The 12,477-nt window shown below is 60.0% G+C and carries 15 protein-coding genes; 12 read left to right on the top strand and 3 right to left on the bottom strand.

Translation table 11 applies throughout. The features are described 5' to 3' along the window. Nucleotides 1–18 precede the first annotated feature (18 nt). Nucleotides 19–543, bottom strand: coding sequence for an invasion associated locus B family protein (locus NA8A_RS15890; protein WP_009451360.1), 525 nt, complete (start codon nt 541–543; stop codon nt 19–21). Nucleotides 544–1,010: 467 nt separating this feature from the next. On the opposite strand from NA8A_RS15890, the gene coxB reads away from it, so the two are divergent. From coxB to rnhA, 11 genes are all read left to right on the top strand, one after another. Further along, nucleotides 1,011–1,871: a cytochrome c oxidase subunit II gene (coxB, locus tag NA8A_RS15885; RefSeq protein ID WP_009451359.1), complete on the top strand. Its 861-nt coding sequence runs from the start codon at nt 1,011–1,013 to the stop codon at nt 1,869–1,871. A 142-nt stretch (nt 1,872–2,013) separates the two neighbouring features. Next, nucleotides 2,014–3,666 (top strand): cytochrome c oxidase subunit I, encoded by a 1,653-nt coding sequence (ctaD, locus tag NA8A_RS15880; protein ID WP_009451358.1) that lies wholly within the window; start codon nt 2,014–2,016, stop codon nt 3,664–3,666. Between the two features lie 68 nt (nt 3,667–3,734). After that, the gene (locus NA8A_RS15875; protein ID WP_009451357.1) at nt 3,735–4,679 is read left to right on the top strand and encodes a heme o synthase; all 945 of its coding nucleotides are present in this window, start codon (nt 3,735–3,737) and stop codon (nt 4,677–4,679) included. A 4-nt stretch (nt 4,680–4,683) separates the two neighbouring features. Continuing rightward, nucleotides 4,684–4,839, top strand: coding sequence for a hypothetical protein (locus NA8A_RS25285; RefSeq protein ID WP_009451356.1), 156 nt, complete (start codon nt 4,684–4,686; stop codon nt 4,837–4,839). Between the two features lie 8 nt (nt 4,840–4,847). Next, nucleotides 4,848–5,462: a cytochrome c oxidase assembly protein gene (locus NA8A_RS15870; protein WP_009451355.1), complete on the top strand. Its 615-nt coding sequence runs from the start codon at nt 4,848–4,850 to the stop codon at nt 5,460–5,462. 1 nt (nt 5,463) lies between these two features. Further along, on the top strand, nt 5,464–6,348 hold the full coding sequence (locus tag NA8A_RS15865; protein WP_009451354.1) for a cytochrome c oxidase subunit 3: 885 nt from the start codon (nt 5,464–5,466) through the stop codon (nt 6,346–6,348). A 226-nt stretch (nt 6,349–6,574) separates the two neighbouring features. Further along, nucleotides 6,575–6,994: a DUF983 domain-containing protein gene (locus NA8A_RS15860; RefSeq protein WP_009451353.1), complete on the top strand. Its 420-nt coding sequence runs from the start codon at nt 6,575–6,577 to the stop codon at nt 6,992–6,994. A 1-nt stretch (nt 6,995) separates the two neighbouring features. Then, nucleotides 6,996–7,748, top strand: a complete 753-nt coding sequence (locus tag NA8A_RS15855; RefSeq protein WP_009451352.1) for an SURF1 family protein — start codon at nt 6,996–6,998, stop codon at nt 7,746–7,748. 51 nt (nt 7,749–7,799) lie between these two features. Further along, the gene (gene ispH, locus NA8A_RS15850; protein ID WP_009451351.1) at nt 7,800–8,813 is read left to right on the top strand and encodes a 4-hydroxy-3-methylbut-2-enyl diphosphate reductase; all 1,014 of its coding nucleotides are present in this window, start codon (nt 7,800–7,802) and stop codon (nt 8,811–8,813) included. Between the two features lie 3 nt (nt 8,814–8,816). Beyond that, nucleotides 8,817–9,785, top strand: a complete 969-nt coding sequence (locus NA8A_RS15845) for a homoserine kinase (RefSeq protein WP_009451350.1) — start codon at nt 8,817–8,819, stop codon at nt 9,783–9,785. Next, nucleotides 9,782–10,222, top strand: coding sequence for a ribonuclease HI (gene rnhA, locus NA8A_RS15840; protein ID WP_009451349.1), 441 nt, complete (start codon nt 9,782–9,784; stop codon nt 10,220–10,222). The genes NA8A_RS15845 and rnhA overlap by 4 nt, the downstream gene beginning before the upstream one ends. 185 nt (nt 10,223–10,407) lie before the next feature. Here rnhA and NA8A_RS15835 read toward each other — a convergent pair whose 3' ends face one another. Continuing rightward, nucleotides 10,408–10,893: a peroxiredoxin gene (locus NA8A_RS15835; RefSeq protein WP_009451348.1), complete on the bottom strand. Its 486-nt coding sequence runs from the start codon at nt 10,891–10,893 to the stop codon at nt 10,408–10,410. A gap of 43 nt (nt 10,894–10,936) precedes the next feature. Then, nucleotides 10,937–11,773 carry a protein-disulfide reductase DsbD domain-containing protein gene (locus tag NA8A_RS15830; protein WP_009451347.1) on the bottom strand — a complete coding sequence of 279 codons (837 nt, stop codon included), beginning with the start codon at nt 11,771–11,773 and terminating at the stop codon, nt 10,937–10,939. A gap of 122 nt (nt 11,774–11,895) precedes the next feature. On the opposite strand from NA8A_RS15830, the gene NA8A_RS15825 reads away from it, so the two are divergent. Continuing rightward, nucleotides 11,896–12,477 carry a YqgE/AlgH family protein gene (locus NA8A_RS15825; RefSeq protein ID WP_040672848.1) on the top strand — a complete coding sequence of 194 codons (582 nt, stop codon included), beginning with the start codon at nt 11,896–11,898 and terminating at the stop codon, nt 12,475–12,477.

Genomic DNA, 12,477 nt, shown 5'->3' with positions numbered 1-12,477 from the left:
GTCGTTCATTCTTCCGGATCATTTGGGAAGAGCGTCGAACCCTGCGGCAAATCCGTTCAGGTCGACGGGAATGCCGATACCTTCCTCCGGTGTCTGGAAGACGATGAACGTGGCCGACTTTCCGGTCTTCAGCGTGTTGATGAGCTGGTCCTCGAGGATCACCTCGGCATAGCAGCCATCCTGGAAGCAGCGCACGAAATAGGCACGCCCGATGTCCTTGCCGTCCACGTTGAGTCCGAGGCCGTTGGGAAGAAGCACGCCGAGCGGCGCCAGAACCCGCAAGATCTCGGCCTTCCCATCGGCTGTCCGCAGGACAACGACTGAAAGGCCCATTTCAGGGCGGTCCTCGGCGACGACGTTCTGCATCATCGCGCACTGCTCGGTGGAGGCGCCGGCTGGCGTATCGCACAGGATCGACCATGCGCCATGGGTTGAGCGCACGGTGCCGCTCTGCTGTGCCCCAGCGCCGGAAACGGCCGCCAGAGCGGAAACAACGGTCAGGGCGAGCACCAGCGCGCCGCGCGTAACGAAAGACATGGTCATGATTCCTGCTCCCGGACGAATCAGGAGAATTTACCCTGCGATGGCTTTGGCCGAAAAGGGATAGAGTCGGCAAGAGCCGAAAAACCTGTTCAGCATTGTCGGGCTGCACAATATTCGTTCAATTCCGACAGAAATGGGACGGCGCGGTGTTTTGTGCTATTGCACCGGGGAGGGCGTCGGCGTTATGAGCCGGGCTCGGTGGTGCTGTCGGGACAGATGGCATCCGTCCGTTCGGGAAAACCGCGTCCTGGGGCCTGTGGCTTTTGGAGAGATTTTCCCGAACCGACGGGAAACATCTGTCCGGGTCAGGCTGCCGGGGCGCAAAAATGCCGCACGCTGCATCGAACGCCTTTCTTGCGGTTCAAATGAGAGTATGGTTTGAACGCGCCTAGAAAATGCCAGAATTGCCCTTGCGGCGGAGCCGGTCCTTCGGCTTTGCCGTTTCGCCACGGGAGATGACGAGGGTTATGAAGAATATCGCTGTTGGCCTTGCCTCTCTGCCATTTTTCGCAACGGGCGCCTTTGCTGCGCAGCCCGAGCCTTGGCAGATGCGGTTCCAGCCGGCCGTCACGAGCATCATGCACGAGATCACCTGGTTTGAGCACTACACCTTGTGGTTCATCATTCCGATCACCATCCTGGTCATGCTTCTGCTTGCCTGGTGTATCCTGCGTTTCCGCAAGAGCACGAACCCGACGCCTTCGCGCACCAGCCACAACACGCTGATCGAGGTTGTCTGGACTGTTGGTCCGGTGATCGTCCTTCTGTTCCTTGCTGTTCCGTCCTTCCAGCTTCTGACGGCGCAGTATACGCCGACCGATGAGCCGGAACTCACCATCAAGGCGACGGGCGTCCAGTGGTACTGGGATTACGAGTATCAGCTTGAAGAGCCGCTCTCCTTCACGTCCCTGATGCTGAAGGAAGACGAGCGTTCGGGCGCCGGCAAGGAAGACAAGGCGCGCTATCCGCGTCTCCTGGCTGTGGACAACGAGATCGTCGTCCCCGTCGACACCACCGTTCGCGTTCTGGTCACGGCGAGCGACGTCATTCACGCCTTCGCCATGCCGGCCTTCGGCGTGAAGGTCGATGCGGTTCCCGGTCGTATCAACGAGACTTGGTTCAAGGCGGAGAAGGAAGGCCTTTATTATGGCCAGTGCTCCGAGCTTTGCGGCAAGGACCACGCCTTCATGCCGATCGCCATCCGCGTTGTGGCGAAGGGCCAGTACGACACCTGGGTCGCTGCGGCCCGCGATGACCTGACGGGTGCCAACAAGGCCCTGATGGCCGCGGTCGAGGCGAACACGAAAGTTGCGTCCGCCGGCCAGTAAGGTTGCGGATGCCTTACGGCGCTGTGCGTCCTTCCGGACGCACAAATGACGCTGTAAGTTATAGAGTTTGCGCACCGTGCTTTCCGAAAACCCACTTCGGTTTTCGGAGCGGTGCGGTAGAATGAAAATGGAGCGGTAGGAAATGGCAGGCGCTACAACCCATGACGCCCATGGCGAACACAAGCCAACCGGTTGGGTCCGGTGGGTTTACTCCACCAACCACAAGGACATTGGCACGCTCTACCTGATTTTCGCCATCTGTGCTGGCGTTATCGGCGGGTTCCTGTCCGTCATGATGCGCTGGGAGCTGGCTGAGCCGGGTATCCAGATTTTCCATGGCCTTGCCGCCATGGTCTACGGTTTCGAGGGCGATGCAGCGCTCGATGCCGGCAAGCACATGTTCAACGTGTTCACCACCGCGCACGGCCTCATCATGATTTTCTTCATGGTCATGCCGGCGCTGATCGGCGGCTTCGCCAACTGGATGATCCCGATCATGATCGGTGCGCCTGACATGGCGTTCCCGCGCATGAACAACATCTCCTTCTGGCTGCTTCCGCCCGCCTTCATCCTGCTTCTATTGTCGCTCTTCGTCCCCGGTCCTGCCGGTGGCTACGGCACGGGCGGCGGCTGGACGATCTATCCGCCGCTGTCGACCTCCGGTCAGCCCGGACCGGCCATGGATCTTGCGATCCTCGCCCTGCACATTGCCGGTGCATCGTCGATCCTCGGTGCGATCAACTTCATCACGACCATCTTCAACATGCGCGCTCCGGGCATGACGCTGCACAAGATGCCGCTGTTTGCCTGGTCGGTGCTCATCACCGCGTTCCTGCTGCTCCTGTCGCTGCCGGTTCTGGCGGGTGGCATCACCATGCTCCTGACGGACCGCAATTTCGGCACGACCTTCTTCGCGCCGGAAGGTGGCGGTGACCCGATCCTGTTCCAGCACCTTTTCTGGTTCTTCGGTCACCCGGAAGTGTACATTCTGATCCTGCCGGGCTTCGGTATCGTCAGCCACATCGTGTCGACCTTCTCGCGCAAGCCGATCTTCGGCTACCTCGGCATGGCCTACGCCATGGTCGCCATCGGCGCGGTCGGCTTCATCGTGTGGGCGCACCATATGTACACGACAGGCCTGTCGCTCGACACCCAGCGTTACTTCGTCTTCGCGACGATGGTCATCGCGGTTCCCACGGGCGTGAAGATCTTCTCGTGGATCGCCACCATGTGGGGCGGCTCCATCGACTTCCGCACGCCGATGCTGTGGGCCATCGCCTTCATCTTCCTGTTCACCGTCGGTGGCGTCACGGGTGTGCAGCTTGCCAATGCCGGCCTCGACCGTTCGCTGCATGACACCTATTACGTGGTGGCGCACTTCCATTACGTGCTGTCCATGGGTGCCGTGTTCGCGATCTTCGCTGCCTGGTACTACTGGTTCCCGAAGATGACCGGCTACATGTACAATTCGTTCATCGCCCGCATCCATTTCTGGATCACCTTCATCGGCGTGAACGTCATCTTCTTCCCGCAGCACTTCCTGGGTCTGGCCGGCATGCCGCGCCGTTACATCGACTACCCGGATGCGTTTGCAGGCTGGAACATGGTTTCCTCCTACGGTTCCTATCTTGCGGCCGTTGGCGTGCTGGTCTTCCTGTACGGCGTGTTCGAGGCATTCGCCAAGAAGCGTCCGGCCGGCGCCAATCCGTGGGGCGAGGGTGCGACCACGCTCGAGTGGCAGCTTTCTTCCCCGCCGCCGTTCCACCAGTGGGAACAGCTGCCCAAGATCCGCTGATCCGGGCATAGGAAAACAAAAAGGCCGCGCGCCGGGCGCGCGGCCATATCAATCAATAAAGGCAAGACATGGCGCTGGTTGAACAGAAGCATATGGATGACGCGGGGTATCGCCTTTCCGAGGCGCAGCCCGGCGATTTCATCGCGCTTTTGAAGCCGCGCGTCATGTCACTGGTGGTCTTCACCGCCTTTGTGGGTATGGCGATGGCACCGGTCACGCCGAACCCGTTCCTGGCGATGATCTCCATCGCCGCCATTGCCGTGGGTGCTGGCGCCTCGGGTGCCCTCAACATGTGGTACGATGCCGATATCGACGCCATCATGGGCCGCACCGCAAAGCGCCCGGTGCCCACCGGTCGTGTAACGCCGGGCGAAGCCCTGGCGTTCGGTCTCATTCTTTCGGCTCTCTCCGTGGCGACGCTCGGCCTGATGGCAAACTGGGTCGCCGGCGCGCTACTTGCCTTCACCATCTTCTTCTACGCGGTGGTCTACACCATGTGGCTGAAGCGCTCGACGCCCCAGAACATCGTGATCGGCGGTGCTGCAGGCGCCTTGCCGCCCGTGGTGGGCTGGGCTGCGGTCACGGGCACGGTGAGCCTTGAAAGCGTCATCCTGTTCCTGATCATCTTCCTCTGGACGCCCCCGCATTTCTGGGCGCTCGCACTGTTCAAGTCGTCGGACTACGAGCGTGCCGGCATTCCCATGCTGCCCAATGTTGCGGGTCATGCGGCGACCAAGAAGCAGATTTTCATCTATGCGATCCTTCTGGCCGCAAGCGGTGTGCTGCCGGTCTGGGCTGGTTTTGCAAGCCTCGCCTACGGCGCCGTCGCTGTGATGCTTGGCGCGGGCTTTGTCTGGTATTCCTGGAGCGTGTTCACCATGCCTGAGGACGATCAGGCCATGAAGCCTGCCAAGGCATTGTTTGGCTATTCTCTGTTGTATCTCTTTATCCTGTTCACCGCCTTGCTAGCCGATCGTCTGGCCGCAAGCCTTGGCCTTGCCTTCGGAGGCTGAGTTCATGGAACAGGAATTCATCAAGCCGACCGAGGCCCAGCTGAAGGCACGCCGCAAACGCTCCATCGCGATTGCCATCGCCCTCGTAGCCTTCGTGATTGTCGTCTATATCGGCAGCCTGGTGAAGCTCGGTCCGTCCCTCTTTGATCGCGCGATGTGAGGCAGGTCATGAGCGAAGAGAAGACACCGCAGGAAATCGCAAGCAGCAACCGCAACCGCAAAGCTGCTGTTTTGTGCTTTGCCCTTGTCGGCGGCATGGTCGGAATGGCCTATGCGGCGGTGCCCCTTTATCAGATGTTCTGTCAGGTGACGGGCTATGGAGGCACGACGCAGCGCGTCGAGCAGTATTCCGACACGATTCTCGATCAGAAGATCACCGTACGCTTCGATGCAAATGTGAACGGTGTTCCCTGGGAATTCAAACCGGTGCAGCGCGAAGTCACGATGCGCATCGGCGAGACCGAGCAGATTTCCTACCTTGCACACAATGTTTCCGACCGCGTGACGGCGGGAACGGCGACCTTCAACGTGTCCCCGCCGCAGGCCGGCGCGTATTTCAACAAGGTCGAGTGCTTCTGTTTCACCGAACAGGAGTTGCAACCCGGTCAGTCCTATGACATGCCCGTCGTGTTCTTCGTTGATCCGGAGATCGTGAAGGTGCCGGAGTTGAAAAACCTGAAGACGATTACGCTTTCCTACACATTCTTCCCGCTTGAGAAGAAGGCGCCGGTTGCAGCCGCGCCCAACACCAACACCAGTCAGAACGAAAATCTTGGGGGCTGAGATGGCCGACGCGCACGCGAAACAGCACGACTACCACATCATCGATCCGAGCCCTTGGCCGTTCCTCGCCTCGTTCGGGGCATTCGTCATGGCTCTTGGCGGCGTCGCCTGGATGAAGGCGCATAACGGCGCGGATTTCACCCTGTTTGGCGTCGATCTCGCAGCCAGCAATTTCTGGCTCTTCCTGGTCGGTCTCTTCGTGGTTCTCTTCACCATGTATTCCTGGTGGGCAGACACCATCAAGGAAGCCCACGAGGGGCACCACACACGCGTCGTGTCGCTGCACCTGCGCTATGGCATGATCATGTTCATCGCTTCCGAGCTGATGTTCTTCGTTGCCTGGTTCTGGGCTTTCTTCGACGTCAGCCTGTTCCCGGGCGAAGCCTCTCAGGTTATGCGCAGCGAGTTCACCGGCGGTGTCTGGCCGCCGAAGGGCATCGAGGTTCTCGATCCTTTCCACCTGCCGCTTTACAACACCATCATTCTGCTTCTGTCGGGCACGGCTGTCACCTGGGCGCACCACGCGCTGCTGGAGAACGATCGCAAGGGCCTTGTCTGGGGGCTTGCGCTCACGGTCGCTCTGGGCGTCCTGTTCTCCTTCGTGCAGGCTTACGAGTACATGCACGCTCCGTTCCAGTTCAAGGAATCCATCTACGGAGCCACCTTCTTCATGGCGACGGGTTTCCATGGCTTCCACGTGATCGTGGGCACGATCTTCCTGTTCGTTTGTCTGCTGCGCGCCATGGCTGGCGATTTCACCCCGAAGCAGCATTTCGGTTTCGAGGCAGCCGCCTGGTACTGGCACTTCGTTGACGTGGTGTGGCTCTTCCTCTTCACGTTCATCTATGTCTGGGCCTCCATCGGCGCTCCCATCGCGCATATGTGAGACTGACGGAAATGCTGAAACGGCCGGGGAGACCCGGCCGTTTTCTTTTGGGTCGAAGGATTTGCGGTCGGGTGCAACACCTGGCGCCCCAGCGCCCGCTGCGGCAACGAGCGGTGTCGACCTTCGGCCTATCAAAATGCTAAAGCAGCCGGACGGGACGTTATCCCTGTCTTAGCCCGCTCTTGGAAACAGCTTGCGGGCCTGAACCGAAAGATTGGACACTGACATGACGAACGGCGATACGGGCAGTTCCAACGATCGGGAATCCCATCGCGACCAGGCCATATGGGCACCGGTCGATCCGGTTTCGGCCGGTCTTGGCGGTCGCTGTCCGCGCTGCGGGGAAGGGCGGTTGTTCTCCGGCTTCCTCACGGTGGGGCGAGGCTGTTCCAACTGCGGACTGGATTATAGTTTCGCTGATGCCGGCGATGGGCCGGCCGTGTTCGTGATCCTCATAATAGGCTTCATCGTTGTGGGCCTGGCGCTCTGGATGGAGGTCTCTTTCAATCCTCCACTCTGGCTGCATTTCCTCCTGTGGATACCGCTGACGCTCGTGCTCAGCCTCGTTTCGCTGCGGCTCATCAAGGGGCTTTTGATCGCTCTGCAATACAGGAACAGGGCTGAGGAAGGAAAACTCGACCGCTGATATGACCGAGGCTTCAAAGAACGCCGCTTCCCGGCCTGTCACCACCTGGCTTCTGCTTGTGCTGAGCGCACTGGTTCTTGCCGTCCTTGTCGCACTTGGAACCTGGCAGGTTCAGCGCCTCCATTGGAAAGAGGGGCTGCTCGCAAGGATCAACGAGCGCATCGCGGCAGCGCCGGTTGACTTGCCGGAGATGGAGCGCATTTACGCCGAGACGGGTGATGTCGAATACCGCACCGTGCGTGTTAGCGGTTCCTTCGTGCATGAGGGCGAACGCCATTTCTTTGCCACCTGGCAGGGACAGTCGGGCTATTTCGTGCACACGCCGCTTCAGCTTGCCGATGGCCGCTACATCTTCATCAATCGCGGTTTTGTTCCCTTCGACCGCAAGGAAAAGGAAGACCGGCCGGACAGCCTGACTGTCGGCGGCGTGCGCGTGACGGGGCTGGCCCGCAGGGCGCCCGAAGAAAAGCCCTCCTTCATCGTGCCGGACAATGACATCGCCAAGAACATCTTCTACTGGAAGGATATGGGCGCGATGGCCGAAACGTCCGGCCTCCCGAAGGGCAGTGTTTTCCTGCCCTTTTATGTAGATGCGGATAAAACCGCCAATCCTGGCGGATTGCCCGTCGGCGGGGTGACGCTGATCGACCTTCCCAACAATCACCTCCAATATGCGGTGACGTGGTATGGCCTGGCGGTTGCCCTGTGTGGTGTCCTGTTGGTGTGGTGGCGAAGAAACCGCCACCGCTCTTGACATCGCGGCTTCATCAATCCCTATTCGCGCCACGCATGAAGGAAGGCTAGCATGGCTGCTCAGCAAACGCCGAAAAAGAAGCTTACGGTGCGCCTGTGCGGCCCTCGCGGCTTTTGCGCGGGGGTCGATCGCGCAATTCAGATCGTCGTCCTGGCGCTGAAGAAATACGGCGCGCCCGTCTATGTGCGCCACGAAATCGTGCACAACCGCTACGTCGTGGAGGGATTACAGGAGCGCGGTGCCGTGTTCATCGAGGAACTCGATGAAATTCCGCCTGAGCATCGCGAGTGCCCGGTGGTCTTTTCCGCGCATGGCGTGCCGAAGTCGGTTCCGGCAGATGCCGTTGCGCGCAATCTCTTTTATCTCGATGCCACCTGTCCCCTGGTTTCCAAGGTGCACAAGCAGGCCATGCGCCATCATCGCCTTGGCCGCCACGTTCTGCTGATCGGCCATGAGGGGCATCCCGAAGTGATCGGCACGATGGGGCAGCTGCCGGAAGGCACCGTGACGCTGGTGGAGAATGTTGAAGGCGCTCTGGCGCTGACCCCGCCCACAGGCGTCGAGCTGGGCTTTGTGAGCCAGACCACGCTTTCCGTCGAAGACACTGCCGATATATTGAAGGCGCTGGAGCACCGTTTCCCGCAAATGCATGCGCCTGCCGCCGAATCGATCTGCTACGCCACCACCAATCGGCAGGAAGCCGTGAAGATGGCGGCGCCAGGGGCGGATCTTTTCCTTATCGTCGGCGCTCCCAATTCATCCAATTCCCGTCGTCTGGTCGAAGTGGCCGAGCGGGCAGGGGCAAAACACTCGCTGCTCGTGCAGCGCGCCTCCGAAATCCCATGGGGCGAGATCGGGGAAATTGGTGTTCTTGGTCTGTCGGCGGGGGCATCCGCACCCGAGATCATCGTCAATGAGATCATCGATGCGTTCGCCGAACGCTACGATGTGAGCGTCGAGCTCGCCGTTACGGCGGAAGAGACGGAGAATTTCCCGGTGATGCGCGCCCTGCGCGACGTGGAACTTACGAATGCCGACATGGCCTTCGTCAACGGTAGTGCGTGATTCATGGCTGTTTATACCGAAATCGGCGAAGACGATCTCGAAGCGCTTCTGGAACTCTATGATGCGGGCAAGCTGTTGTCCTTCAAGGGCATCGCAGAGGGGTCTGAAAACTCCAACTACCTGCTGCACACCTCGCGCGCACCCTACATCCTGACGCTGTATGAACGCCGGGTGGATCCTGTCGACCTGCCCTTCTTCCTGGGGCTGATGGAGCATCTGGCCGAACGGGGCGTCAGTTGCCCCTTGCCCGTGCGCCGGCGTGACGGTGCCGTGGTCAGCGAAATCGCCGGACGGCCTGCGGCCCTGATCACCTTCCTGGAAGGCATGTGGATACGCCGCCCGACACCCCAGCATTGCCGCAAGGTGGGAGAGGCGCTGGCCGGGCTGCATCTTGCCGCCGAAGGGTTTGCGCTGACGCGTGCCAACGCATTGACGCTCAATGGCTGGCGCGACCTCTGGGACAAGGCGCGGCCGAGGGCCGACGAGGTCGAGCCCGGTCTGGAAGCCGAAGTCGAAGCCGATCTCGAAATGCTTGTCCGGCAATGGCCGCACGATTTGCCCCGGGGCGTGATTCATGCCGACCTTTTTCCGGACAATGTCTTTTTCCTGGGCGGCAAGGTTTCCGGGATCATCGACTTCTATTTCGCCTGCAACGATTTGCTGGCCTATGACGTTGCGACCTGCCTCAACGCCTGGTGCTTCGAGAAGGATGGTTCCTATAATCTGACCAAGGGCAGCGCCTTGCTCGAGGGGTATCAGTCCGTGCGCCGGCTTCAGGCGGAAGAAATAGCGGCTCTGCCGCTTCTGGCCCGCGGATCCGCGCTGCGCTTCATGCTGACGCGGCTCTATGACTGGTTGACCATTCCCGATGGCGCGCTGGTCACAAAACGCGATCCCATGGAATATGTCCGCCGCCTGCGGTTTCACCGGCAGATCAGCTCTCCCTCCGAATATGGGACCGGCATTCAGTGACGAAAGTGGAAATTTTTACCGATGGCGCGTGCTCGGGCAATCCGGGCCCGGGCGGCTGGGGTGCGTTGCTGCGCCATAACGGCGTGGAAAAGGAATTGTCCGGCGGTGAAGCTGATACCACCAATAACCGTATGGAACTCAAGGCGGCGATCGAGGCGCTCAATGCGCTAAAGAGGCCCTGCGAGATCGATCTTTATACCGATAGCGTCTATGTCCGCGACGGCATTTCCGGCTGGATCGAAGGGTGGAAACGCAACGGCTGGAAGACGGCGGCCAAGAAACCGGTCAAGAATGCCGAACTCTGGCAAGCCCTGGACGAGGCACGCCGTCGTCACAGCATAAAATGGCATTGGATAAAGGGGCATGCCGGCCATCCTGAAAATGAGCGCGCCGATGCGCTTGCACGGGCAGGAATGGAACCGTTCAAGAAACGGTAGTGGGTTTTGGGTCAGGAAGACCGCGCCTGATGCCCGCTTGAATGCCAAAAACTAACGCTTGTCTCCCGAAAGTGGGAACCGGTTCCGGGATAAAGACATGTGTAAGATCAGGAGCTTAAAGCGTAGGGAGCGAATCTGAAAGATCGCGACACCCCGCCGATCCATGATTGTTGGTCTGAAGCAGATCAGAGCTGTTCGAGAATGCGCGCCGCACCGCTCGTGACGGCTTCGCCGGGATTTTCCTCGACATTCACTGCGGTCACGACGCCATTGTCCACGATCATGGAATAGCGCTTCGAACGAGCGCCGAGACCGCCTTTGGAAAGGTCGATATCGAGCCCCAGCGCACGCGTGACGTCGCCATTGCCGTCCGACAGGAAGGTGATCTTGTCTTCGGCTCCGGTAAAGCCGGCCCACGCCTTCATGACGAAATGATCGTTGACGGAAATCACCGCGACATCGTCGATCCCCTTGGCGCCGATGGCATCACGGTTCTCGACGAAGCCCGGAAGGTGATTGTTGCTGCAAGTTGGGGTGAATGCGCCAGGCACACCGAAAAGCACGACCTTGCGCCCCGCAAAGAAGTCGTTTGTCGAGACGTCCTTTGCGCCATCGGTGTCGACCTGCTTCAGGCTCGCCTCGGGAATACGATCTCCAACTGAAATGGGCATGTAAATTCTCCAAATTCAAAACAATAACAATTATCGGTACTTGTCAGCGAAGCTTGACCCTCCCTGAGACAGCCCGACCGCCTTCGGCGAGCGTATAGGTGAGCCAGCTCCCCGCAAGTGCGGAAGTGTCGGCGCCGAGGATTTCAACAGTGAATTTCGCCTTTCCTCCTTCAAGGCCTGCAAGAATCGGCGTCCCCAACAGATGGGGTTTCTCATGATCAATGAAAAGCTCGGGTTGGCCTGGAAGTTCCGGCGGAAGGTTTGCCTCGATCGTCAGCCGTTCACGGTCGATTTTTGCAGAAGCGACAGTGAAGGCAGGGGAGGCCGGCGCGGGCAGGGCGGCATAGGCTGCCTGAACGGTGAAGGCATCGGCCTGATTGTCTGCGTCAGCACCCGGATCGAAGGCGAAGGATGCCTGAAACGGGATGCAGATGGCCTCGCAAAGCCCGAGCAGCACGTCTGCGTCGATGAGCGCGACGGCATCCGGCCGGTCAAGCGTGAAGGTCACCGGCAGCCTCACGGAGTGTTTGTAGCCTGCCCAGCTGGCTTCGCCCTCATGAACGCGCTCCGGTGCCGGATATTCGATTTCGGCTTTCGTGACATGCGGGCTGCGCGAAAGGTCGAGTTCAGGCGGGATGCCGGCAGAGCCCGGATTGCGCCAATAGGTCTTCCAGCCGGGCTTGAGCTTTATGTCGATCACCCCGCGCAACCGGCCCCCAGCATCCGGAAGGCCTGAGGTTACGAGGCGCACGGCACCGCCCTCGCTCTCGTGCCAGCCGCTGGACGCGGAAAAAGCCGGAGCGGCAAACAGAAGCGGGAGGCAGAAGGAAAGTCGTTTCAACATGGGCGAGAGATTGCCGGGCCATTGTGGCGAGATCAATGGTCCATTCCGCTCAAGGCTTCTCATAATTGCGTGATGGTGAGTTCAATGTGCGGAGATGCCGTCTTTCAAGGATTTCAGAAACGCGCTACCTTGCTTCCATGATCGCAGAGGATCGCGAAATGGGGGATGCACCCTATCTGGAAAACCACTTTCTGATCGCCATGCCTGGCATGCGCGACGAGCGGTTTGCACGTTCGGTGATCTATCTTTGCGCCCATAGCGAGGAAGGGGCGATGGGGCTCATCATCAACCAGCCCCAGCAACTCGCCTTTCCCGATATCCTGGTGCAACTCGGCATACTCGATCAGAAGGAAGCAATTCGCTTGCCGCGCGAGGCACGCGAGCTACCCGTGCGCAACGGTGGTCCCGTGGACCGCAGCCGTGGCTTCGTGCTTCATTCGGAGGATGTGACGGTCGAATCCTCCATGCCCGTGTCGAACCATATCTATCTCACGGCGACGGTGGATATGTTGCGCGCTATCTCGCTTGGTCGAGGCCCTCGTCAGGCGATGATGGCGCTCGGCTATGCCGGCTGGGGCGCGGGCCAGCTTGAAACGGAAATCGGCGAGAACGGATGGCTCACTTGTCCGGCGACGCCGAAGCTTCTGTTCGAAGGCGATGTGGACCGCAAATACGAGGGCATACTCGCAGCCCTGGGTATCGATGCGACGCATCTGAGCCATTTCGCCGGCCACGCCTGA

The sequence above is a fragment of the Nitratireductor indicus C115 genome, from assembly GCF_000300515.1.
Classification (GTDB): domain Bacteria; phylum Pseudomonadota; class Alphaproteobacteria; order Rhizobiales; family Rhizobiaceae; genus Nitratireductor; species Nitratireductor indicus.
The sequence above is the reverse complement of the archived record's forward strand: the minus strand, read 5'-3'. Positions and strand labels throughout refer to the sequence as shown.

Excerpts from the sequence above, each read along its gene's own strand:
- NA8A_RS15890 (WP_009451360.1), bottom strand. The coding sequence starts at position 543 with ATGACCATGTCTTTCGTTACGCGCGGCGCGCTGGTGCTCGCCCTGACC.
- ctaD (WP_009451358.1), top strand. The coding sequence starts at position 2,014 with ATGGCAGGCGCTACAACCCATGACGCCCATGGCGAACACAAGCCAACC.
- NA8A_RS15860 (WP_009451353.1), top strand. The coding sequence starts at position 6,575 with ATGACGAACGGCGATACGGGCAGTTCCAACGATCGGGAATCCCATCGC.
- NA8A_RS15870 (WP_009451355.1), top strand. The coding sequence starts at position 4,848 with ATGAGCGAAGAGAAGACACCGCAGGAAATCGCAAGCAGCAACCGCAAC.
- NA8A_RS15865 (WP_009451354.1), top strand. The coding sequence starts at position 5,464 with ATGGCCGACGCGCACGCGAAACAGCACGACTACCACATCATCGATCCG.
- coxB (WP_009451359.1), top strand. The coding sequence starts at position 1,011 with ATGAAGAATATCGCTGTTGGCCTTGCCTCTCTGCCATTTTTCGCAACG.
- NA8A_RS15835 (WP_009451348.1), bottom strand. The coding sequence starts at position 10,893 with ATGCCCATTTCAGTTGGAGATCGTATTCCCGAGGCGAGCCTGAAGCAG.
- NA8A_RS25285 (WP_009451356.1), top strand. The coding sequence starts at position 4,684 with ATGGAACAGGAATTCATCAAGCCGACCGAGGCCCAGCTGAAGGCACGC.
- NA8A_RS15845 (WP_009451350.1), top strand. The coding sequence starts at position 8,817 with ATGGCTGTTTATACCGAAATCGGCGAAGACGATCTCGAAGCGCTTCTG.
- ispH (WP_009451351.1), top strand. The coding sequence starts at position 7,800 with ATGGCTGCTCAGCAAACGCCGAAAAAGAAGCTTACGGTGCGCCTGTGC.
- NA8A_RS15855 (WP_009451352.1), top strand. The coding sequence starts at position 6,996 with ATGACCGAGGCTTCAAAGAACGCCGCTTCCCGGCCTGTCACCACCTGG.
- NA8A_RS15825 (WP_040672848.1), top strand. The coding sequence starts at position 11,896 with ATGGGGGATGCACCCTATCTGGAAAACCACTTTCTGATCGCCATGCCT.
- NA8A_RS15875 (WP_009451357.1), top strand. The coding sequence starts at position 3,735 with ATGGCGCTGGTTGAACAGAAGCATATGGATGACGCGGGGTATCGCCTT.